A 22980-nucleotide genomic window follows, 5' to 3' on the forward strand; every position below is an offset into this window, starting at 1 on the left:
CAGTAATCAAAAAGTAAAAACATCCGTGATGCTACCACCGCTCATCTTACCGCTTGCTGATGTGGCTCACGATGTGGTTATCGATATTCTGGAACGCGTCTCGCAGGGGGATTTCGTGATGTCATCGACTTTATGAGCAGCGGTGAGCCGCACTCCTGTCATTCGACGCTTTTTCCCTGACCGCAAGGTGCGGTATATTTCGCTTTTACAGGAGAATTTATGCTGCCCGACTCATCTGTCCGATTAAATAAATACATCAGTGAAAGCGGAATTTGCTCGCGTCGCGAGGCGGATCGCTACATTGAACAAGGGAATGTCTTCATTAATGGCAAACGCGCCACCATTGGCGATCAGGTGATGCCTGGCGACGTGGTGAAGGTGAATGGTCGGTTGATTGAGCCGCGCGAAGCGGAAGATCTGGTCTTTATCGCGCTGAACAAACCGGTAGGGATTGTCAGTACCACGGAAGACAGCGAACGCGATAACATCGTGGACTTCGTGAACCATAGCAAACGTATTTTCCCGATTGGCCGCCTGGATAAAGACTCCCAGGGGCTTATCTTTCTTACCAATCACGGCGATCTGGTTAACAAAATCCTCCGTGCCGGTAACGATCACGAGAAAGAGTATCTGGTCACGGTTGATAAGCCGGTGACGGATGACTTTATTCGCGGTATGGGCGCGGGCGTCCCGATCCTCGGCACGGTGACCAAAAAGTGCAAGGTGAAGAAGGAAGCGCCGTTTGTTTTCCGTATTACCCTGATTCAAGGGCTGAACCGCCAGATCCGCCGCATGTGCGAGCACTTTGGCTATGAAGTGACGAAACTCGAACGCACGCGCATTATGAACGTGAGTTTATCCGGTCTGCCGCCCGGCGAGTGGCGGGATCTGACGGATGACGAACTCATCGCTCTGTTTAAGCTGATCGAAAACTCTTCATCAGAAGCCAAACCGACGTCGAAGGCGAAAGCGAAGCCGAAAACGGCGGGCATTAAGCGTCCGGTGGTGAAAATCGAAAAAACCAATGAGAAAGCGCGCCCGGCGTCAAACGGAAAACGCTTTACCTCGCCGGGGCGGAAGAAGAAAGGGCGTTAACGTCTGCCGCGCGTCGGCGTATTGGCCGACCAGGAAAACGACGCCTCAGTATCTGGTTTATAAGCCTGCTTTTTCTTCAACTGGCGGGCTTTTTTGGCCTCTGCTTCGCGCAGCGCCATTAACTTATCAATGTACTCCTTTTTCACGCTGTTGGTTTCCGCATTCGTGAGCGGACGGCCATGTGCAATGCGCGCGCGATCGAGCAGCGTTTTCAGTTCACGCTGCTCGCGCTCGGTCATCTCTTTTTGGGTGATGCGTGGGAGTGCCATAAATGTACCCTCGGTCAGTCAGATAACCCAGTGTACGGCAAAGTGCAGAGGCTGTGTAGGCCGGATAAGGCGTTAGCCACCATCCGGCGACGTGCACGGATTGCGCCTGATGGCGCTACGCTTATCAGGTCTACACCTTCACCCTATCACGCGGCTTCTCGGCAATCGGCTTGCCTGACCAGTAACCGGCCAGCAGTGAGCCGGAGAGGTTATGCCAGACCGAGAACAGCGCGCCGGGGAGCGCGGCCAGCGGAGAGAAGTAAATTTTACCGAGCGCCGCCGCAAGGCCGGAGTTCTGCATTCCAACTTCAATCGCCAGCGTGCGGCAGGTGGACTCATCAAAGCCAAACAGGCGACCGCCCCAGTAACCGCCGAGCAGACCAATGGTGTTGTGCAGGATCACCGCCACAATTACCACAAAACCAACGGATGCGATATGCGAGGCGGAACCGGCCACTACTGCGCTGATGATCGCCAGAATGCACACCATTGAGAACGCAGGCAGATAAGGCTCCACGGTTTTTACCACGCGAGGAAACAGGTGGTGAATGACCAGCCCAAGCGCGATTGGAACCACGACGATCTGTAAAATGCTGAGCAGCATCCCCATCACATCCACCTGAATATGCGCATCCACATACAGGCGCGTCAGTAGCGGTGTCGCGACCACGCCAACCAGCGTGGAAACCGATGAGATAGTAACCGAAAGCGCCACATCCCCTTTCGCCAGATAGATCATGACGTTAGATGCCGTTCCGCTGGCGACGCTGCCCACCAGTACCATCCCGGCTGAGAGGTCCGGCGGCATGTTAAACAGTATCGCCAGTAGCCAAGCGGCGAGCGGCATCACCAGGTAATGCAGGAAAATACCGGCAGCGACAGGCGCCGGGCGGGAAAGCACGCGTTTAAAGTCGTCGAGCTTAAGGTGTACACCCATGCCGAACATAATCAGCATCAGCAGCGTGGTCACCCACGAGCCAATGGGGGTGAAAGTCGATGGCGTGTAATACGCAATAACAGAGAGCAGCAGCGCCCACAACGGGAACAGCCGGGTGATAACGGATAACATAATAAATTCCTTGCAGTATTGTCGTGTTGTTTAGTTATAAAAAAGCCGGGTTCGAGCCCGGCTATAGGTATTATTTATCGCGTGAGGAAATTTTATTCAAACAAATTATGATGAAGCTTCTGCACGACCTGCTCCGCTTCGGTGCCAGGCACCAGGAAACAGAGGTTATGGCTGGATGCGCCATAGCAAATCATGCGGATATTGAACGGCTCCAGTACACCGAACACTTCTTTACCGACGCCGCAGGCTTTAGACAGATCGTTGCCAATCAGCGCAACCAGCGCGAGATTTTCTTCCACTTCTACCCGGCATAGCGCGGAAAGCTCCATCAGCAAAGACTGCGTCAGCAGCGTGTCGCCCGTTGAAGTGGAACCGGTGGTATCCAGCGTCAGCGCCACGCTCACTTCCGAGGTGGTGATTAAATCTACGGAGATATTGTGCCGCGCCAGAATGCCGAACACTTCCGCCAGGAAACCACGCGAATGCAGCATATTCAGGCTGTGCAGCGTTAACAGCGTCTGTTTGCGGCGTAGCGCCAGCGCGCGGAAGAGCGGTGGGTTTTGGGTTTTATTGCATACCAGCGTCCCGCCCGCTTTTGGATCCTTACTGGAGCCGACGAAAACCGGGATATCGCTGCGTACGGCGGGCAGCAGCGTTGCAGGGTGCAGCACCTTCGCGCCAAAGGTCGCCATTTCCGCCGCTTCTTCAAAGGCGATTTCATCGATACGCTGCGCGGCAGGCACCACGCGCGGGTCGGTGGTGTAGATACCCGGCACATCCGTCCAGATATCGACGCGCGCCGCGTGCAGCGCTTCGGCAAGCAGCGCCGCCGTGTAGTCGCTGCCGCCGCGTCCCAGCGTCGTTGTGCGGCCTTTGCTTTCGCTGCCGATAAATCCCTGGGTGATGACCAGACCCTCTGCCAGGCGTGGGGCAAGCTGTAGCGTGGCCAGCTCCGACAGCGCTGCGATATCCGGTTCCGCGCGGCCAAAACGATCGCTGGTGCGCATCACCTTACGCACGTCAAACCACTGCGCCTGAATATTGCGCTCGCGCAGGATCTCCACAAACAGCAGGGTGGACATCAGCTCGCCGTGACTCACCAGCTCGTCGGTCAGGGCCATTGACGTCGCCAGTGAAGCCGCTTCGGCAAGCGTGGTAATGTTTTCCAGCAGACGCTCGATCTCTTCGCGGATAACGTTCGGGTAACGCAGACGCTCCAGAATATCGAACTGAATTTTACGGATGGCGTCGAGTTTTTCGAAGCGCTCTGGCGGTTCCAGCCCTTCTGCCAGCGCTACCAGCAGATTGGTGATGCCCGCAGAGGCGGAAAGCACCACTAAGCGTGCGTTAGCATCGGAAAGCACCACGTCGGCGCTACGGTTCATGGCGTCAAAATCGGCGACGCTGGTTCCGCCAAATTTGGCGACGACGAGCGGGGAAACAGCAGTTGTCATATCAACCTCGTGTCAGGGAATGAAAAAAGCGACCATGGCACAAGGGCAGAACAGAAACCGGTGCAGGCGCAAATACCGTATTTATAAATAAAATGTGTGGCTGGGACTGTCAACGCCGGGATTATGCGGATTTTTTATGCTGTCCTGGCCTTCAGTAACAGTGCTTATAACGACTATACCCGTCATACTTCAAGTTGCAGATGTGTTGGCTGCACTCAGAAACCCCAGTCACATAGTTATCTATGCTCCTGGGGATTTCTTCCCTTGCCGCCTTCCTGCAACTCGAATTATTTAGGGTATATACTTTTCGCTGCTTTTTATCCGCGTTTGATTCGCGTTCGGGCTAACGGCACTAAAACAATCACACTTTTTTGTGACTGGCGTTACAATCGATCTCAGTCACAATTCTCAAATCAGAAGAGTATTGCTAATGAAAAACATCAATCCGACGCAGACTTCTGCCTGGCAGGCACTACAAAAACACTACGACGACATGAAGGACGTTACTATCGCGGATCTTTTCGCGAAAGATAGCGACCGTTTTACCCGATTTTCCGCGACGTTTGACGATTTGATGCTGGTGGATTTCTCTAAAAACCGCATCACCGAAGAGACGCTGGCGAAATTGCAGGATCTGGCGAAAGAGACCGATCTGGCCGGTGCGATTAAGTCCATGTTCTCTGGCGAAAAAATCAACCGTACCGAAGACCGTGCCGTGCTGCACGTTGCGCTGCGTAACCGTAGCAATACCCCGATTATCGTTGACGGCAAAGATGTGATGCCGGAAGTGAATGCGGTGCTGGAGAAGATGAAAGCCTTCTCTGAAGCGATTATTTCAGGTCAATGGAAAGGTTACACCGGTAAAGCGATCACTGACGTGGTCAACATCGGTATCGGTGGTTCCGACCTGGGGCCGTTCATGGTGACTGAAGCGCTGCGCCCGTACAAAAACCATCTGAATATGCACTTTGTGTCTAACGTCGATGGCACCCACATCGCCGAAGTGCTGAAGAAAGTAAACCCGGAAACCACCCTGTTCCTGGTGGCGTCTAAGACCTTCACAACGCAGGAAACCATGACCAACGCCCACAGCGCGCGCGACTGGTTCCTGAGCACCGCAAATGATGAAAAACACGTCGCGAAACACTTTGCGGCGCTTTCCACTAATGCAAAAGCGGTGGGTGAGTTTGGTATCGACACCGCCAACATGTTCGAGTTCTGGGACTGGGTCGGCGGTCGTTACTCTCTGTGGTCGGCGATTGGCCTGTCTATCATCCTGTCTGTCGGCTTTGACAACTTCGTTGAACTGCTGTCCGGCGCGCATGCGATGGATAAACACTTCTCCACAACACCGGCTGAGAAAAACCTGCCGGTGCTGCTGGCGCTGATCGGTATCTGGTACAACAATTTCTTCGGCGCAGAAACCGAAGCGATTCTGCCGTACGACCAGTATATGCACCGTTTTGCGGCCTACTTCCAGCAGGGCAATATGGAGTCCAACGGCAAGTATGTTGACCGTAACGGCAATGCCGTAGACTACCAGACTGGCCCAATCATCTGGGGTGAACCGGGCACCAACGGCCAGCACGCGTTCTACCAGCTGATTCACCAGGGGACGAAGATGGTGCCTTGCGACTTTATCGCCCCGGCGATAACCCATAACCCGTTGTCCGATCACCATCAGAAACTGCTGTCTAACTTCTTCGCTCAGACCGAAGCGCTGGCGTTCGGCAAATCCCGCGAGGTGGTTGAGCAGGAATATCGCGATCAGGGGAAAGATCCGTCTCAGCTTGAGCATGTGGTGCCGTTCAAAGTGTTCGAAGGCAACCGCCCGACGAACTCCATCCTGCTGCGTGAAATCACGCCGTTTAGCCTGGGGGCGTTGATTGCGCTGTATGAGCACAAAATCTTCACTCAGGGCGCGATCCTGAACATCTTCACCTTCGACCAGTGGGGCGTTGAGCTGGGCAAACAGCTGGCTAACCGTATCCTGCCGGAACTGGGTGATGATAAAGCGATTTCCAGCCATGACAGTTCAACTAACGGTCTGATTAACCGTTATAAAGCATGGCGTGCCTGATGGCGTAACGCCCGGTGGCGCTACGCTTACCGGGCCTACAAACTGATGATGTAACGCCCGGTGGCGCCAGGCTTATCCGGCCTACAAACGGCGCGTCCTGTAGGCCGGATAAGGCGTTCCGCCGCCATCCGGCAGAAAAGTGATATATCTGTAATTAGAGCCGATATTATTATCGGCTTTTTTATAAGATAATTCCGGTTGTCTGTGCTATTCCGCAAAAATTTATATTGAGCTTAATCCTAAAATAATGAATAACCCGTAAGTTACTCGGTGTTATTTTCAGAGTATACGGATAATAAATATTGCATTGTTTTATTTTAATATAATGTTTTTAAAGGATATTTAATTATAATATAAGTGCCATTCCAGCCAAAAGTTTAATTATCCTAAAACCGCCTCGCTATTTAGACCTGTCGCAATCCACATGCTTTAGTTGTGTATACTCGATCCCGCCTGAATCGTTTTTCGGGTAAATCTCCATTCATTCAATGAAGGGATATTGTGATGAAAAAAGCTCTGTATGGCATTTTTGCCATATCTGCGCTTGCGGCGACTTCTGTCTGGGCCGCCCCCGTTCAGGTGGGTGAAGCAGCAGGGTCGGCGGCGACGTCGGTATCCGCGGGAAGTTCCTCCGCGACCAGCGTCAGCACCGTAAGCTCGGCGGTGGGCGTCGCTCTGGCGGCGACCGGCGGTGGCGATGGTTCTAATACCGGAACCACTACCACCACAACCACCAGTACCCAGTAACACCGGTACGTTTAATCATAACCACACTTCGGTGTGGTTATTTTAGCTTGCCTGAACCTGTGTGACTTCCTGGCCGGGGCCACCCGGCAATAATGCGGAGAAGAGTCGTGAAGCGACCTGGAATTATCATCATTTGCCTGCTGTTACAGGCTTGCTCAGCCACTACTAAAGGTCTGGGTAATTCGCTGTGGGACAGTCTGTTCGGTACGCCGGGCGTACAACTGACGGACGATGACATTCAAAACATGCCTTATGCCAGCCAGTACATGCAGCTCAATGGCGGGCCGCAGCTGTTTGTGGTGCTCGCTTTCGCAGAGAACGGGCAGCAGAAATGGGTGACGCAGGATCAGGCCACCATCGTGACTCAGCATGGTCGCCTGATTAAAACCCTGCTCGGCGGCGACAATCTGATCGGTGTGAATAATCTGGCGGCTGACCCATTGGCCAGACCGGCACAAATCGTAGATGGCGCAACGTGGACGCGCACGATGGGCTGGACGGAACATAAACAGGTGCGTTACGCCACCGCCCGCTCGGTCTTCAAATGGGATGGCACTGACAGCATTAAGGTCGGTAGCGATGTAACCGCCGTTCGCGTACTGGATGAAGAGGTTACAACCGACCAAGCGCGCTGGCATAACCGCTACTGGATCGACAGCGAAGGGCAAATCCGCCAGTCGGAACAGTATCTGGGGGCGGACTACTTCCCGGTGAAAACCACGCTCATTAAGGCGGCAAAACAATGATGAAACAGACCATTGCAGCGCTGGCCCTGAGTTTGTGCGCTTCCTCATCTTTTGCCGCAGGCACCGTGAAGGTGTTTGCCGCAGGCAGCACTGAACCGAAGACGCTCACCGGCGCGGAACATCTGATCGATCTGGTCGGGCAGCCGAAACTGGCGAACAGCTGGTGGCCTGGCGCGGTTATCAGCGAAGAGCGGGCTACCGCCACGGCGCAGCGCCAGCAGCAGGAATTATTGAACCGCCTGGCTGCGTTTGGCGCAGAGAAAAGCGGCGATGACGCCGCCGCAATCAATACGCTGCGCCAGCAGGTGGAGACGTTAAAAGTGACCGGCAGACAGCTCGTTAACCTTGACCCGGATACCGTGCGCGTCAGCGAACGGGGCAATCCGCCGTTGCAGGGCCATTACACGCTGTGGGTTGGCGGGCAGCCGACGGATATTACGCTGTTTGGATTGGTTAGCCAGCCGGGTAAACGGCCCTTCAGCCCAGGGCGGGACGTGGCCAGCTACCTTGATGAGCAAAGCCTGCTCAGCGGGGCGGATCGCAGCTATGCGTGGGTTGTCTATCCCGACGGACGCACGCAGAAAGCGCCGGTCGCTTACTGGAACAAGCGTCACGTTGAGCCGATGCCTGGCAGCATCATTTTTGTCGGTCTTACGGATTCTCTATGGAGCAACACGCCGGATGCGCTTAACGCCGACATTCTTCGTACTCTGACGCAGCGGATACCCGAATAATGAAAAAAACACATCTGCTCAGCTTACTGGCGCTGGGCATCAGCGCAGCCTGCCATGCCGAAACATATCCGGCCCCCATTGGGCCGTCACAATCTGACTTCGGCGGCGTGGGGCTGCTGCAAACGCCAACGGCGCGAATGGCGCGGGAAGGGGAGATGAGCCTGAACTATCGTGATAACGATCAGTATCGCTACTACTCCGCGTCGATACAGTTGTTCCCGTGGCTGGAAACCACGCTGCGCTATACCGACGTGCGTACCAGACAATACAGCAGCGTGGAGTCGTTTTCCGGCAACCAGACCTACAAAGACAAAGCCTTCGACCTGAAACTGCGGTTATGGGAAGAGAGCTACTGGATGCCGCAGGTGGCGGTCGGCGCAAGGGATATCGGCGGGACGGGGCTGTTTGATGCGGAATACATTGTGGCGAACAAAGCCTGGGGGCCGTTTGATTTCTCGCTCGGTCTTGGCTGGGGTTATCTGGGCACCAGCGGCAACGTGAGCAATCCGTTTTGCTCATACAGCGATAAATTCTGTCACCGCGATAACAGTTATAAACAGGCCGGTTCCGTCAACGGCAGCGATATGTTCCACGGGCCAGCGTCGCTGTTTGGCGGGGTGGAGTATCAAACGCCCTGGCAGCCGCTGCGCCTGAAACTGGAGTATGAAGGCAACAATTATCAGCAGGATTTCGCGGGTAAGCTGGAGCAGAAGAGCAAGTTTAACGTCGGCGCCATTTACCGCGTTACCGATTGGGCCGACGTTAACCTCAGCTATGAACGCGGCAACACCTTTATGTTTGGCGTGACGCTGCGGACAAACTTCAACGATTTGCGCCCATCGTATAACGATAACGCGCGACCGAAATATCAGCCTGAACCGCAGGACGCCATCCTGCAACACTCGGTCGTCGCTAACCAGTTGACGCTGCTGAAATACAACGCCGGACTGGCGGACCCTAAAATTCAGGTGAAAGGCGATACGCTGTACGTCACCGGCGAGCAGGTGAAATACCGTGACTCGCGGGAAGGGATCGAACGCGCGAATCGGATCGTCATGAACGATCTGCCAGAAGGGGTCCGCACGATCCGCGTGACGGAAAACCGTCTCAATATGCCGCAGGTCACTACGGAAACCGATGTCGCCAGCCTGAAACGCCATCTGGAAGGCGAGCCATTAGGATACGAGACCCCACTGGCGCAAAAACGTGTGGAGCCGATCGTGCCGGAAACAACCGAGCAGGGTTGGTATATCGATAAATCGCGCTTTGATTTCCATATCGATCCGGTGTTGAACCAGTCTGTCGGCGGCCCGGAAAATTTCTATATGTACCAGCTTGGCGTGATGGGGACGGCGGATCTGTGGGTAACGGATCATCTGCTTACCACCGGCAGTTTGTTTGCCAATATCGCCAACAACTACGACAAATTTAACTACACCAATCCACCGAACGATTCGCATCTTCCGCGTGTGCGTACCCATGTGCGTGAATATGTGCAGAACGATATCTATGTGAATAACCTGCAAGCCAACTACTTCCAGTACCTCGGCAACGGTTTCTACGGCCAGGTTTACGGCGGTTATCTGGAGACCATGTACGGCGGCGCAGGGGCGGAGGTGCTGTATCGCCCGGTCGACAGCAACTGGGCGTTTGGTCTTGACGCTAACTACGTGAAACAGCGTGACTGGCGTAGCGCGCAGGATATGATGAAATTCACCGATTACAGCGTGAAAACCGGCCACTTGACCGCCTACTGGACGCCGTCGTTCGCGCAGGATGTGCTGGTGAAAGCGAGCGTCGGTCAATATCTGGCTGGCGACAAGGGCGGTACGCTGGAAATCGCGAAACGCTTTGACAGCGGCGTGGTGGTTGGCGGCTATGCCACGATCACCGATGTGTCGCCGGACGAGTACGGGGAAGGGGATTTCACCAAAGGCGTGTACGTGTCGGTGCCGTTGGATCTCTTCTCGTCCAGCCCAACCCGCAGCCGCGCAGCGATTGGCTGGACGCCGCTGACGCGTGACGGCGGTCAGCAGCTTGGCCGGAAGTTTGGTCTGTACGATATGACCAGCGACCGCAACGTGAATTTCCGCTGATCGAGCCGTTTGCCAGCCGGATGGCGCTACGCTTATCCGGCCTACAAACCGCATCCATTGTAGGCCGGGTAAGGCGTTTACGCCGCCATCCGGCAATTTACTACGCTTCCCGCGGCGATCACTGTGCCGTCGCTTTTCCCTTCTCTTTGAAACATGCCGTGACAGAGATCATTCTCCGCTGACCTTTGCTGCACAAAACATAAACAAAAAATATAGATCTCCGTCACATTTTTGCGTTATACAGGAACCTTGCTACTGAGAAAGAGGGTGCTGCTATGACGTCACTATCTCGTCCACGCGTGGAGTTTATCTCCACGATCCTACAGACCGTGCTGAATCTTGGGCTGTTAAGTCTGGGCCTGATCCTGGTCGTTTTCCTCGGTAAAGAGACCTTACATCTGGCGGATGTGCTGTTCGCGCCGGAGCAAACCAGCAAATACGAGCTGGTGGAAGGGCTGGTGGTCTACTTTCTCTACTTTGAGTTTATTGCGTTGATTGTGAAGTATTTCCAGTCAGGTTTTCATTTCCCGCTGCGCTACTTTGTCTATATCGGGATCACCGCGATTGTGCGCCTGATCATCGTCGATCATAAATCGCCGATGGATGTGCTGATCTACTCTGCGGCGATCCTGTTATTGGTGATCACCCTGTGGTTATGTAATTCGAAACGGTTAAAACGGGAATAAAAAAAGGCGCTCCGAGGAGCGCCGAAGAACAGTCACAAGTTGGGATAATATAAGTTGAGGGTTGCAGTGGCATTGCCCGTTTCCGGGCAGGTACATCAATGAAACTTAGCCTTTCACACCGCCTGCCGTCAGGCCGTTGACCAGCCAACGCTGGGCCAGCAGGAACACCAGCGTGATCGGGATGGCGGACAACACGGCTGCGGCGGCAAAATCACCCCACAGATAGTTTTGCGGGTTGAGGTACTGCTGCATACCTACCGCCAGGGTATAGCTGTTTACATCACGCAGTAACAGCGAGGCGACAGGAACTTCAGTGATGGCGGCAATGAACGACAGAATAAAGACCACCGCCAGAATCGGCACCGAGAGCGGCAGCAGCACCAGGCGGAAAGCCTGCCACGGCGTCGCGCCATCCAGCGCCGCCGCTTCTTCCAGCGAACCGTCGATGGTTTCGAAATAGCCTTTAATCGTCCAGACGTGCAGCGCAATCCCGCCCAGGTAAGCGAAAATCACCCCGCCGTGGGTATTCAGACCGATAAACGGAATGTACTGGCCGAGACGGTCGAACAACGCGTACAACGCCACCAGTGACAGCACCGCCGGGAACATCTGGAAAATCAGCATCCCTTTGAGCAACGTCGCTTTGCCGGGAAAGCGCATACGGGCAAACGCGTAAGCGCAGGTCGTAGAGAGCGCCACGATGCCAATGGCGGTGATCGCCGCGACTTTGATCGAGTTCCACAGCCATAACAGAACCGGGAAGGGGGGCGGCGTGACACGGCCATCAGCGTGTTCCACGCTGAAGCCCAATGCCAGCCGCCAGTGCTCCCAGGAGATGCGTTCCGGGATCAGGCTCCCGGTTGCGAAGTTGCCTTCACGCAGCGAAATGGCGACGACCATCAGCAGCGGGAACATGATTGCTGCGATAAAAATCAGCAGCCCTAAGTGCGTGATAAAGAGACGCAGCTTTTGAGATTTGGGTTGAACCATTGCCATTGTTGTTATCTCCCTTAATCAAACTTCATACGCGTGGCTTTCAGGTTCACGATGGCCAGCGCGCCAACCAGCAGGAAGATCAGCGTGGCGATCGCGGCCGCCAGACCGAAGTCCTGGCCCCCGCCGCCTTCAAAGGCGATGCGGTAGGTGTAGCTCACGAGCAGGTCGGTATAACCGGCTGGCGTAGTGGTGCCGAGGCGGTCCGGGCCGCCGTTGGTCAGAAGCTGAATCAGTACGAAGTTGTTAAAGTTAAAGGCAAAGCTGGCGATCATCAGCGGCGTCAGCGGCTTAATCAGCAGCGGGAATGTAATCTTAAAGAAGTTCTGGAACGGCCCCGCGCCGTCCATTGCCGACGCTTCGTACAGATCGTCTGGAATCGCTTTCAGCAGGCCCATGCAGAGGATCATCATGTACGGATAGCCCAGCCAGGTGTTGACGATAATGACCATCGTGCGGGCGGTGTTCGGGTCGCTGAACCAGGCCGGTTTGAGGCCAAACAGCGCGCTCAGCATCATGTTGATCTCACCAAAGCTCTGGTTGAACAAACCTTTGAAGATCAGAATCGAGATGAACGATGGCACCGCATACGGCAGAATCAGCAGCACGCGGTAAATCGCTTTACCTTTCAGCGCTTCCCACTGTACGAGGCAGGCCAGCACCATCCCAACCGCCACGGTCAGCAGCACGGTGAGAACGGAGAACACCACGGTCCAGACGAAGATCGCGAAGAACGGTTTCTGGATGCCCTCGTCAGTAAAGACGCGGGAGAAATTGTCCCAGCCGATGGTCACGGTGTAGCCTGGGCTCAGTTTTTCGTCGCCCCAGTTGCCGTCCGCGTTGATGGCCTGATAGTAGCCAATATCGTTGTTTGGCCGGTACGCCACGCCGCTCTGGTTATTTGTCAGCGTGCCGTCGCTGGCAAGGGTATAGAGCGGCCGGGTACCGGAAAACTGGCGCAGCGAGCTCATGATGACCTTGCTTTCATCGGGTAAAACGGCGGTAAGCTGGTTCAGCGCCTGACGATTTTGGGTGATGATGCGCAGGTTGGCGCGTTCACCGGTCGGCAGCGCGTCAGCCTCTTTCAGTTGCAGTTTTTGTTCGCCGCCGAATTTAAAGGCGTCGGAGAGATAATTCTTGCCGGTTTCGCCGTCGGTGAGGGCCAGTTGCCACTCGTCACCCGCCGGATACAGGCCAAAGTTATAGGTTTTGCCCGCCTGATAAGAACGATCCATCAGCACCTGCTGGGCGCGTTCAAAGGTGAGCTGGTTGGTGCTGCTGTAGTTGGTAAAGGCGATGGCGATAGTGCAGACCAGCGGGAACAGGACAAACAGCCCCATGCCGGCCATACCCGGATAAACATAGCGCCAGGCATAGGTTTTACGATTCGCGAAAATATACAGGCCAGCAGAGCTTAAAATCAGCGTCATGATGGCAAACAGGTACTCCCCTTGTGCGTACATTAAAACTACAAGGTAACCCACCAGCAGGCCCAGCAGACCAATCGCTGACCACTTCAGCGCGTCGCTTTGCCACCAATGTTTCTTTTTAATGACATCCATGGGGATCTTCCTCTACAACTTTGAAATCCTGTAGGTCAGCGTGCCTGATGGCGCTGCGCTTCTCCGGCCTACCTGCTCTGTAGGCCGGAGAAGGCATTGATGCCACCATCCGGCACACGACCTGAACATTACTTGGTGATACGTCCCTGCGCGTCTTTCAGCGCGGCGTCGACAGTCTGACGACCGCTGGCAGCGTTGATAACTGCCGTACGAACCGCATACCAGAAGGCTGACATCTGTGGAATGTTCGGCATGATTTCGCCTTTCTGGGCGTTATCCATCGTGGCGGCGATACGCGGATCTTTCGCTAACTGATCCTGGAAAGATTTCAGCGCAACCGCGCCCAGCGGCTTGTCCTTGTTCACGTCGTCCAGACCCTGATCGGTCAGCAGGTAGTTTTCGAGGAACTCTTTCGCCAGTTCTTTGTTCGGGCTGGCGGCGTTAATGCCCGCGCTCAGCACGCCAACGAACGGTTTAGACGGTTTGCCTTTGAATGTCGGCAGCAGTGTCACGCCGTAATTGATTTTGCTCTTGTCGATGTTTGACCACGCCCACGGACCGTTGATGGTCATCGCCGTTTCGCCTTTGTTAAAGGCGGCTTCCGCGATGGAGTAATCGGTATCGGCGTTCATGTGTTTGTTTTTGATCATATCGACCAGGAAGCCCAGACCGGCTTTCGCCCCTGCGCTGTCTACGCCGACATCTTTCACGTCATACTTACCGTTCTCAAACTTGAACGCGTAACCGCCATCGGCGGCAATCAGCGGCCAGGTGAAGTACGGTTCTTGCAGGTTGAACATCAGCGCGCTCTTACCTTTCGCTTTCAGCTCTTTATCCAGCGCCGGGATCTCTTCCCAGGTTTTCGGCGGGTTAGGAACGAGGTCTTTGTTGTAAATCAGGGACAGCGCTTCAACCGCGATCGGGTAGGCGATCAGCTTGCCGTTGTAACGCACCGCATCCCAGGTGAACGGATAGAGCTTGTCCTGGAACGCCTGGTCTGGGGTGATCTCAGCCAGCAGGCCAGACTGTGCGTAGCCGCCAAAACGGTCATGCGCCCAGAAGATGATGTCCGGGCCGTCACCGGTGGCCGCAACCTGAGGGAATTTCTCTTCCAGCTTGTCCGGGTGCTCAACGGTGACTTTAATGCCAGTGTCTTGTTCGAATTTTTTGCCCACTTCAGCGAGGCCGTTGTAGCCTTTGTCGCCGTTAATCCAGATAACCAGCTTACCTTCTTCAATCTTGGCGAGAGCCGAGGCGGAAAACATCATCGTCGTCAGTGCGGACAATGCGAGGATGCGTGCGCCAGTTTTGATTTTCATATCTCCCATCCTTTTTGGTGATGTGCTCGTGGATACACAGAGGTGGCTTAACGGTATCTAGTTTCTTTATACGACAACCTCTTTCCATCCTCCTTACCCCTACGCCCCACCCCTTCTTTATGTGATCTGTGTTGCATAAATGTGAGTAATGCGTGTTGGCGCACATAAAAACACCGCGATTTTTGCAGGTGACATCACGAAATTCCTCGGCGGGGCGCGGCCCGGGTCTCAGACGCTGCTCCCTCATCCTCCCGCCTCCTCCCCCATAAAAAAGCCGGGGGGTGGAGGATTTACGCAATCAAGGGATAACGCATAGTCAGGCCATCATGAATGTTGCTGTCGATGACAGGTTGTAACGAAGGGAGAAGGGCATGGCGAGCGTACAGCTGCGAAATGTAACGAAAGCCTGGGGTGACGTGGTGGTATCGAAAGATATCAATCTCGACATTCACGAAGGGGAATTCGTGGTGTTTGTCGGACCGTCAGGCTGCGGGAAATCGACCTTGCTGCGTATGATCGCCGGACTTGAAACCATCACCAGCGGAGATCTATTCATTGGGGAAGCCCGTATGAACGACATCCCGCCCGCCGAACGCGGCGTGGGGATGGTTTTCCAGTCCTATGCGCTCTATCCCCACCTGTCCGTGGCAGAAAACATGTCTTTTGGTTTGAAGCTGGCGGGGGCCAAAAAAGAGGTGATGAATCAGCGTGTGAATCAGGTGGCGGAAGTGCTGCAACTGGCGCACCTGCTGGAGCGCAAGCCGAAAGCGCTCTCCGGCGGCCAGCGCCAGCGCGTGGCGATAGGCCGCACGCTGGTGGCGGAACCGCGCGTGTTCCTGCTTGATGAGCCGCTGTCTAACCTCGATGCCGCCCTGCGCGTGCAGATGCGTATCGAAATCTCCCGCCTGCATAAGCGTCTGGGCCGCACGATGATTTACGTCACCCATGATCAGGTCGAAGCGATGACGCTGGCCGACAAAATCGTGGTGCTGGATGCCGGCCGCGTGGCGCAGGTCGGTAAGCCGCTGGAGCTGTACCACTATCCGGCGGATCGCTTCGTCGCAGGTTTTATCGGTTCCCCGAAAATGAACTTCCTGCCGGTGAAAGTCACCGCGACCGCTATCGAGCAGGTGCAGGTTGAGCTGCCGAACCGCCAGAACGTCTGGCTGCCGGTAGAAAGCAACGGCGTTCAGGTCGGAGCAAATATGTCTTTAGGTATTCGTCCAGAGCATCTGCTGCCCAGCGACATCGCCGATGTCACCCTGGAAGGCGAGGTTCAGGTCGTCGAACAACTTGGTCACGAAACACAAATTCATATCCAGATCCCCGCCATTCGTCAAAACCTGGTTTACCGCCAGAACGACGTGGTGTTGGTAGAAGAGGGTGCCACATTCGCTATCGGTCTGCCGCCAGAGCGTTGCCATCTGTTCCGTGAAGATGGTTCCGCATGCCGTCGGCTGCATAAGGAGCCGGGCGTTTAAGGTCCCCATTAAAAAAACAAAACGCAAAACCATTCGAGGATGCATCAAGGCGGCAAGTGAAAAAACACCGCCAACAAAGAGGCAGTCCGAAGGGGGACGCGTTTAAAGAAAAGCAATGATCTCAGGAGATAGAATAATGATTACTCTGCGCAAACTTCCTCTGGCGGTTGCCGTCGCAGCAGGCGTTATGTCTGCTCAGGCAATGGCAGTGGATTTCCATGGTTATGCTCGTTCCGGTATCGGCTGGACGGGTAGTGGCGGCGAACAACAATGTTTCCAGGCAACTGGCGCTCAAAGTAAATACCGTCTTGGTAACGAATGTGAAACCTATGCGGAATTGAAACTGGGTCAGGAAGTGTGGAAAGAAGGCGACAAGAGCTTTTATTTCGACACTAACGTGGCCTACTCCGTAGCGCAACAGAATGACTGGGAAGCAACCGATCCGGCGTTCCGTGAAGCCAACGTGCAGGGTAAAAACCTGATTGACTGGCTGCCAGGCTCCACCATCTGGGCGGGTAAGCGCTTCTATCAGCGTCATGACGTTCACATGATCGACTTCTACTACTGGGATATTTCTGGTCCTGGTGCGGGTATCGAAAACATCGACCTGGGCTTCGGTAAACTGTCTCTGGCAGCGACCCGCTCTCAGGAAGCCGGTGGTTCCTACACCTTCAGCAGCCAGGATATTTACAACTCTTCTAAAGACACCGCCAACGACGTCTTCGACGTGCGTTTAGCCGGTCTGGAAACGAACCCGGACGGCGTGCTGGAACTGGGTGTCGACTATGGTCGCGCAAACACCACTGACGATTATCGTCTGGCTGACGGCGCATCTAAAGACGGCTGGATGTTCACTGCTGAACATACCCAGAGCATGCTGAAGGGCTACAACAAGTTTGTGGTTCAGTACGCCACTGACGCGATGACCACGCAGGGTAAAGGTATTCCTCAGGGTTCCTTCACTGGCGTGGACGACAGTAGCAACACAGTTAATAACGACATCAACAACAATGGTTCTCTGGTGCGTATCCTCGACCACGGTGCAATCTCTCTGGGGGATCGCTGGGATTTGATGTACGTCGGTATGTATCAGGACATTGATCGCGACGACAACAACGGCACAACCTGGTACACCGTGGGCGTGCGTCCGATGTTCAAATGGACGCCGATCATGAGCACCCTGCTGGAAGTGGGTTACGACAACGTGAAATCTCAGCGTACCAGCGACACCAACAACCAGTACAAAATCACCCTGGCGCAACAATGGCAGGCTGGCGACAGCATCTGGTCCCGCCCGGCTATCCGTCTCTTCGCAACCTACGCGAAGTGGGATGAGAAGTGGGGCTATGACAACGGTATCGCTTATAAAGATACCAGTGCCACAACTTACAGCCGTGGCGACAACGATGAGTGGTCCTTCGGCGCCCAGATGGAAATCTGGTGGTAATACGTGACATAACGAGGGGGGCGCAAGTCCCCCGGTAACGAGATGCAGGCCGGATAAGGCGTAGCCGCTATCCGGCATTATCTGCACCGTTTCTCGCGGTTTAGCGCGCTATTGCCTGGCCACCGTTGAACCCGTGCTATCTGAGGTGATAACAATGAAAATGAAGAAAAGTCTCGTCGCCCTTTGTTTATCGGCGGGGTTGCTGGCAAGCGCGCCAGGCATCAGCCTGGCGGATGTAAACTATGTTCCGCAAAACACCAGCGCAGCGCCTGCGATTCCGACCGCCGCACTACAACAACTCACCTGGACGCCTGTCGACCAGTCCAGTACGCAGTCCACACAGCTTTCTACCGGTGGTCAGCGGCTTGACGTCGCCGGTATTACAGGCCCGGTTGCCGCGTATAGCGTACCGGCGAACATCGGTGAGCTCACGCTGACATTGAGCAGCGAAGTTAACAAACAAACCAGCGTATTTGCACCGAACGTGCTGATTCTCGACCAGAACCTGACGCCTTCAGCGTATTTCCCCAGCAGCTACTTTACCTACCAGGCCCCCGGCGTGATGAGCGCGGATCGTCTGGAAGGGGTGATGCGCCTGACGCCCGCGCTGGGCCAGCAGAAGCTGTACGTTCTGGTGTTTACCACCAATAACGATCTCCAGCAGACCACCACGCTGCTTGACCCGGCAAAAGCGTATGCGAAAGGTGTGGGTAATGCCGTCCCGGATGTTCCCGATCCGATCGCGCGCCACACGACTGATGGCCTGCTGAAACTGAAAGTGAAAACCAACAGCAGTTCCAGCGTACTGGTTGGCCCGCTGTTTGGTTCTTCCGGTCCGGGACCTGTCACCGTCGGCAACACTGCGGCACCGGCGACCGCCTATACCGCACCAGCCGTTGCCGCGCCAGCGCCTGCCCCGGCGAAGAAAAGCGAGCCAATGCTGAACGACACGGAAAGCTACTTCAACAATGCGATTAAGGACGCGGTAGCGAAAGGTGACGTTGATAAAGCTCTGAAACTGCTTGATGAAGCCGAACGCCTGGGATCGACATCTGCCCGTTCCACGTTTATCAGCAGTGTAAAAGGCAAGGGGTAAGCGTCTCCCCACATTGCTGATTTTGCAACAACTGGTGCGTCTCCTGGCGCACCTTTTTTTTAGCATTCCATGCGAGTTGTTACACTTCTGTTGCGCAACCGATCACTTAATTATGTTTACGCCTCCCGTAATCTCTTTTCTGCGATACAATGCCTTTACGTTATGAAACGGAGAGTACGGCATGTCACACCCTGCGTTAACGCAACTGCGTGCGCTGCGCTATTTTAAAGAGATTCCTGCGCTGGATTCCCGGTTGCTCGACTGGTTACTTCTGGAAGATTCCATGACCAAACGTTTTGAGCAAGAAGGGAAACGGGTAAGCGTGACATTGCTTCGGGAAGCGTTTGTTGGTCCACATGAAGTGGCTGAAGAGGTGGCGCTGCTACCGGTCGAATCCCGCTACTGGTTACGTGAAATTTTGTTATGTGCAGACGGCGAACCCTGGCTTGCCGGGCGTACCGTCGTGCCTGAATCAACGTTGTGCGGCCCTGAGCTGGCCTTACAAAATCTGGGAAAAACGCCGTTAGGGCGCTACCTGTTTACATCATCAACGTTGACCCGAGATTTTATTGAGATTGGTCGTGATGCCGCACTGTGGGGGCGTCGTTCCCGCCTGCGTCTGAGCGGTAAGCCGCTGATGCTTACCGAGCTGTTTTTGCCCGCATCACCGTTGTATTAAGAGGAAAACAAAATGGAGTGGAGTCTGACGCAGAATAAGCTGTTGGCGTTTCACCGCCTGATGCGTACGGATAAGCCAATCGGCGCCTTACTGCTGCTCTGGCCGACATTATGGGCGCTGTGGGTAGCGACGCCGGGAGTACCGCAACTGTGGATTCTGGCGGTGTTTGTCGCCGGGGTCTGGTTAATGCGCGCCGCCGGTTGCGTGGTCAACGATTATGCCGATCGTAAGTTTGATGGACATGTGAAACGCACGGCCAACCGACCGTTGCCCAGCGGGGCGGTCACGGAGAAAGAGGCGCGCACGCTGTTTGTCGTACTGGTAGCGCTCTCCTTCCTGCTGGTGTTAACGCTGAATACGATGACCATTCTGCTGTCGATTGCGGCGCTGGCGCTGGCGTGGGTCTATCCCTTCATGAAGCGTTACACCCATTTGCCGCAGGTTGTGCTGGGCGCGGCGTTCGGCTGGTCTATTCCTATGGCGTTTGCAGCGGTGAGTGAGTCCGTGCCGCTGAGCTGCTGGCTGATGTTCCTGGCCAATATCCTCTGGGCGGTAGCCTACGACACGCAGTACGCGATGGTTGACCGGGACGACGATCTGAAAATCGGCATTAAATCGACGGCCATTCTGTTCGGGCGACATGACAAACTTATTATCGGGATTTTGCAGATTGCGGTGCTGGCGCTAATGGCGCTGATTGGCTGGCTGAACGGGCTGGGTTGGGGGTATTACTGGTCGGTGCTGGTGGCCGGCGCGCTGTTTGTGTATCAGCAGAAACTGATTATCGGGCGCGAACGTGAAGCCTGTTTTAAAGCGTTTATGAACAATAACTACGTCGGCCTGGTGCTGTTTTTAGGGCTGGCGATGAGTTACGTTGGCTGAAAAAAAGCCCGGTAGCGCTTACCGGGCCTACATAACATATTGCGCAGAACATAGGCCGGGTAGGGCGAAGCCGCCACCCGGCTTTTTATTGTCACTCGCCCTGCGTTGCGCTCTCAATGGTCAGACGCACATCCGACGTGATCAAATCAGCCAACATCTGATACACCTTCATCGTCTGCTCAGGCTCGGCGTCTCCGGTATCGCTGATGTATTTCTCATCACGCAGAGTCAACACCAGGGAACTGAACACCGCTTTATCGAAGAACTCCGGCGCGTTAATGCCGTGCAGAACGGAAAGACGTTGCGCGACCGTGCGGCTCTCTTTTTCCAGCGTACCGCGGTTGATCGACGGATTCGCGCTCAGCAGCCAGAAGGTGATGGCATAGCGTTGCAGCGTTTCGCGCGCGCCAGCCGCCAGCAGTTGCAGCGTGCGAGAATGTGCCGGATTGATATGCAGCTCATCGTTCTGTACGGCGATCAGCCCCTGACGTTGCATCTCACTGCTCAGCGCGTCAATCACGCTGGCAAGCTCATCGTGTTCCCAACGCAGGAACAGTTCCGCTTTCAGCATCGGATAGAGCACGTCAACATGCTGCATCAGCGCGTCACGCGAGATGTGGCGGTGCTGGGTAATGATGGCCGCCATCAGGGAAGGCAGAACCAGCATATGCGCGATGTTGTTGCGATAGTAGGTCATCAACACGGCCTGCTCGCGCGGCAGAATGATGATATCGCCGATGGTGTCTTTCTCGACCTCAAACTTGTTCATTTGCAAGGCGTGGTCGATCAGTTCACTGGCGCTCTGCGCAGGAACCGTAGAATCCGCCGCGTACGGCACGTTGCGCAGCAGACTCAGATAGCAGTCGAGCTGTTCAGTCAGCTGCTCACGGGTCAGAGAGCGCTGGCGGGAAGCCAGCAGCGCGGTGCAGCACAGGTTCATGGCGTTGGCCGCACCGGCGTTGTTAATGCGCACCATCAGATCGGCGGCAATGTTATTCACCGTCGGTGTCAGCCAGGCCGGGCGGATAGACTCGATAGGATCAATGGATTCACGCCACTCCGGCACATGCTGGTTGAGGTAAGTCATCAATGGCATCGGTTCGCCAAAGTTGACGTAGCCCTGGCCCAGATTACGCAGTTTGCTTAAACCACGCAGCATTTGCGGCAGGCTCTCTTTCTCTTTCGTCGCGCCACGCAGCTCTTTGGCGTAAGTACCCACTTCCATCACATGCTCATAGCCGATGTAGATCGGCACCAGCGTGATAGGACGCGTGCCGCCGCGCAACATCGCCTGAATGGTCATCGACAGCGTGCCGGTTTTCGGGTCGAGCAGACGACCGGTACGCGAGCGACCGCCTTCGACAAAATACTCAACCGAGTAACCACGGCTGAACAGCTCGCCCAGGTATTCGCGGAAAACGGTGGAGTAGAGCTTGTTGCCCTTGAAGGTACGACGAATAAAGAACGCGCCCAGACGGCGGAAAATCGGACCCGCCGGCCAGAAGTTCAGGTTGATGCCCGCAGCGATATGCGGCGGCACCAACCCCTGGTGATACAGCACGTAGGAAAGCAGCATATAGTCCATATGGCTGCGGTGGCAGGGCACATAGACAATTTCATGCCCGTCGTGCGCCAACTGACGAACGCGCTCGGCGTTATGGACGTTAATCCCCTGATAAAGACGGTTCCAGGTAAAGCCCAGAATACGGTCGGTCAGACGGATCATCTCGTAGGAGAAGTTGGCGGCAATCTCTTCCATCAGCGCAATGGCGTTTTGCTGCGCCTTTTCATGGGAGATTTTTTTGCTGCGCGCTTCATCTTCCACGGCGCGAGCGATGGCTTTTGAAGCCAGCAGCTTGTTAAACAGATCCTGACGGGCTGGCAGACGCGGCCCGACCGCCGCCAGACGTTGACGGGCGAAGTGCATACGCGCCACGCGCGCCAGTTTCTGCGCTATTGTCTTGTCAGTGCCGTGTTCGTCAGCCATCCGACGCAAAGACACGGACGGCGAGAAACGAACAAAGCTGTCACGTCCCAGCCAGGAGATGGCAAAGAATTTCTGCACGCCGTTCAGCATACGTAAAGGCGGGTTCTCTTCTCCTTTTTCGCGCCCCGGAGAGCGGCCAAACATCACCGATACCGGCACCATTTGCACATCCAGATCGGGATTGCTGCGGTGGAGATCGAGATAGTTGTGGAAAAGCTTAATGGACTCTTCTTTTGGCGTGTAATAGGTGAAGACACGCGGCCCGCCGTGAATAAAGACATAACGCGGCAGCAGCGTTCCGTCGATCTCCAGCGGCTCCAGCGGGTCGGGAAGATCGTGCGCCAGACACTGGGCGCGCAGCGTCAGCAGGTCTGCTTTGGAGTTGTACGGCAATACGTACATAATAGGGCGCGATGTATCAAGCCCCAACTCCGGGGCAGGATCTGCCGGAATAGACTTGCTTTTTACCAGCACGCTTAATGGTAAATTCAGTAATTTGTAGTAAATTCGTGGCCAGCCGGACATAAACGATGTAAAGCCTCTGGTTAATAATGCAAA

Annotated in this window: 19 protein-coding genes; 12 read left to right on the forward strand and 7 right to left on the reverse strand. The window is 55.1% G+C overall.

Features of this window, described 5'->3' with window-relative positions:
* Window positions 1–219 precede the first annotated feature (219 nt).
* Window positions 220–1095, forward strand: coding sequence for a 23S rRNA pseudouridine(2604) synthase RluF (rluF, locus tag OGX81_RS21135; protein WP_012134668.1), 876 nt, complete (start codon window positions 220–222; stop codon window positions 1093–1095).
* On the opposite strand, the gene OGX81_RS21140 is transcribed toward rluF, so the two are convergent.
* From OGX81_RS21140 to lysC, 3 genes are all read right to left on the reverse strand, one after another.
* Entirely contained in the window at window positions 1092–1364 is a 273-nt protein-coding gene (locus OGX81_RS21140; RefSeq protein WP_012134667.1) for a YjbD family protein, read from the reverse strand. The two genes, rluF and OGX81_RS21140, sit on opposite strands and share 4 nt — an antisense overlap.
* 130 nt (window positions 1365–1494) lie before the next feature.
* Window positions 1495–2433 (reverse strand): ketopantoate/pantoate/pantothenate transporter PanS, encoded by a 939-nt coding sequence (gene panS, locus OGX81_RS21145; protein WP_047459702.1) that lies wholly within the window; start codon window positions 2431–2433, stop codon window positions 1495–1497.
* 92 nt (window positions 2434–2525) lie between these two features.
* Window positions 2526–3887 carry a lysine-sensitive aspartokinase 3 gene (lysC, locus tag OGX81_RS21150; protein WP_104867912.1) on the reverse strand — a complete coding sequence of 454 codons (1362 nt, stop codon included), beginning with the start codon at window positions 3885–3887 and terminating at the stop codon, window positions 2526–2528.
* 430 nt (window positions 3888–4317) lie between these two features.
* Here lysC and pgi point away from each other — a divergent pair, with 430 nt between their 5' ends.
* The 6 genes from pgi to psiE all read left to right on the forward strand — a co-directional run bounded on the left by pgi (window position 4318) and on the right by psiE (window position 10976).
* The gene (gene pgi / locus OGX81_RS21155; RefSeq protein WP_012134663.1) at window positions 4318–5967 is read left to right on the forward strand and encodes a glucose-6-phosphate isomerase; all 1650 of its coding nucleotides are present in this window, start codon (window positions 4318–4320) and stop codon (window positions 5965–5967) included.
* 504 nt (window positions 5968–6471) lie between these two features.
* On the forward strand, window positions 6472–6714 hold the full coding sequence (gene yjbE, locus OGX81_RS21160; RefSeq protein ID WP_012134661.1) for an exopolysaccharide production protein YjbE: 243 nt from the start codon (window positions 6472–6474) through the stop codon (window positions 6712–6714).
* 107 nt (window positions 6715–6821) lie between these two features.
* Complete coding sequence (locus tag OGX81_RS21165) at window positions 6822–7460, forward strand: YjbF family lipoprotein (protein ID WP_049012005.1); 639 nt, start codon at window positions 6822–6824, stop codon at window positions 7458–7460.
* On the forward strand, window positions 7457–8194 hold the full coding sequence (locus tag OGX81_RS21170; protein ID WP_104867911.1) for a capsule biosynthesis GfcC family protein: 738 nt from the start codon (window positions 7457–7459) through the stop codon (window positions 8192–8194). Before OGX81_RS21165 ends, OGX81_RS21170 begins: the two co-directional genes overlap by 4 nt.
* Entirely contained in the window at window positions 8194–10290 is a 2097-nt protein-coding gene (locus tag OGX81_RS21175; protein ID WP_104867910.1) for a YjbH domain-containing protein, read from the forward strand. Before OGX81_RS21170 ends, OGX81_RS21175 begins: the two co-directional genes overlap by 1 nt.
* A 275-nt stretch (window positions 10291–10565) precedes the next feature.
* Window positions 10566–10976, forward strand: coding sequence for a phosphate-starvation-inducible protein PsiE (psiE, locus tag OGX81_RS21180; protein ID WP_012907714.1), 411 nt, complete (start codon window positions 10566–10568; stop codon window positions 10974–10976).
* Window positions 10977–11081: 105 nt separating this feature from the next.
* Here psiE and malG read toward each other — a convergent pair whose 3' ends face one another.
* From malG to malE, 3 genes are all read right to left on the reverse strand, one after another.
* On the reverse strand, window positions 11082–11972 hold the full coding sequence (gene malG / locus OGX81_RS21185; protein ID WP_012134654.1) for a maltose ABC transporter permease MalG: 891 nt from the start codon (window positions 11970–11972) through the stop codon (window positions 11082–11084).
* 14 nt (window positions 11973–11986) lie between these two features.
* Window positions 11987–13531 (reverse strand): maltose ABC transporter permease MalF, encoded by a 1545-nt coding sequence (malF, locus tag OGX81_RS21190; protein WP_104867909.1) that lies wholly within the window; start codon window positions 13529–13531, stop codon window positions 11987–11989.
* A gap of 128 nt (window positions 13532–13659) precedes the next feature.
* Window positions 13660–14850, reverse strand: a complete 1191-nt coding sequence (gene malE, locus OGX81_RS21195) for a maltose/maltodextrin ABC transporter substrate-binding protein MalE (protein ID WP_024130838.1) — start codon at window positions 14848–14850, stop codon at window positions 13660–13662.
* A gap of 371 nt (window positions 14851–15221) precedes the next feature.
* Here malE and malK point away from each other — a divergent pair, with 371 nt between their 5' ends.
* The 5 genes from malK to ubiA all read left to right on the forward strand — a co-directional run bounded on the left by malK (window position 15222) and on the right by ubiA (window position 20435).
* A complete protein-coding gene (malK, locus tag OGX81_RS21200) occupies window positions 15222–16331 on the forward strand; it encodes a maltose/maltodextrin ABC transporter ATP-binding protein MalK (RefSeq protein ID WP_012134650.1) in 1110 nt (369 codons plus the stop codon).
* Between the two features lie 133 nt (window positions 16332–16464).
* Window positions 16465–17778 carry a maltoporin gene (locus OGX81_RS21205; RefSeq protein ID WP_077956889.1) on the forward strand — a complete coding sequence of 438 codons (1314 nt, stop codon included), beginning with the start codon at window positions 16465–16467 and terminating at the stop codon, window positions 17776–17778.
* A 154-nt stretch (window positions 17779–17932) separates the two neighbouring features.
* Window positions 17933–18874, forward strand: a complete 942-nt coding sequence (gene malM / locus OGX81_RS21210; protein ID WP_104867908.1) for a maltose operon protein MalM — start codon at window positions 17933–17935, stop codon at window positions 18872–18874.
* 181 nt (window positions 18875–19055) lie between these two features.
* Window positions 19056–19553, forward strand: a complete 498-nt coding sequence (gene ubiC, locus OGX81_RS21215; protein WP_012134646.1) for a chorismate lyase — start codon at window positions 19056–19058, stop codon at window positions 19551–19553.
* 12 nt (window positions 19554–19565) lie between these two features.
* Window positions 19566–20435, forward strand: coding sequence for a 4-hydroxybenzoate octaprenyltransferase (gene ubiA, locus OGX81_RS21220; RefSeq protein ID WP_049011994.1), 870 nt, complete (start codon window positions 19566–19568; stop codon window positions 20433–20435).
* 91 nt (window positions 20436–20526) lie between these two features.
* Here ubiA and plsB read toward each other — a convergent pair whose 3' ends face one another.
* Window positions 20527–22947 (reverse strand): glycerol-3-phosphate 1-O-acyltransferase PlsB, encoded by a 2421-nt coding sequence (gene plsB / locus OGX81_RS21225; protein ID WP_104867907.1) that lies wholly within the window; start codon window positions 22945–22947, stop codon window positions 20527–20529.
* Between the last annotated feature and the right edge of the window lie 33 nt (window positions 22948–22980).

The organism is Citrobacter sp. CK206, assembly GCF_030333125.1.
Classification (GTDB): domain Bacteria; phylum Pseudomonadota; class Gammaproteobacteria; order Enterobacterales; family Enterobacteriaceae; genus Citrobacter_B; species Citrobacter_B koseri.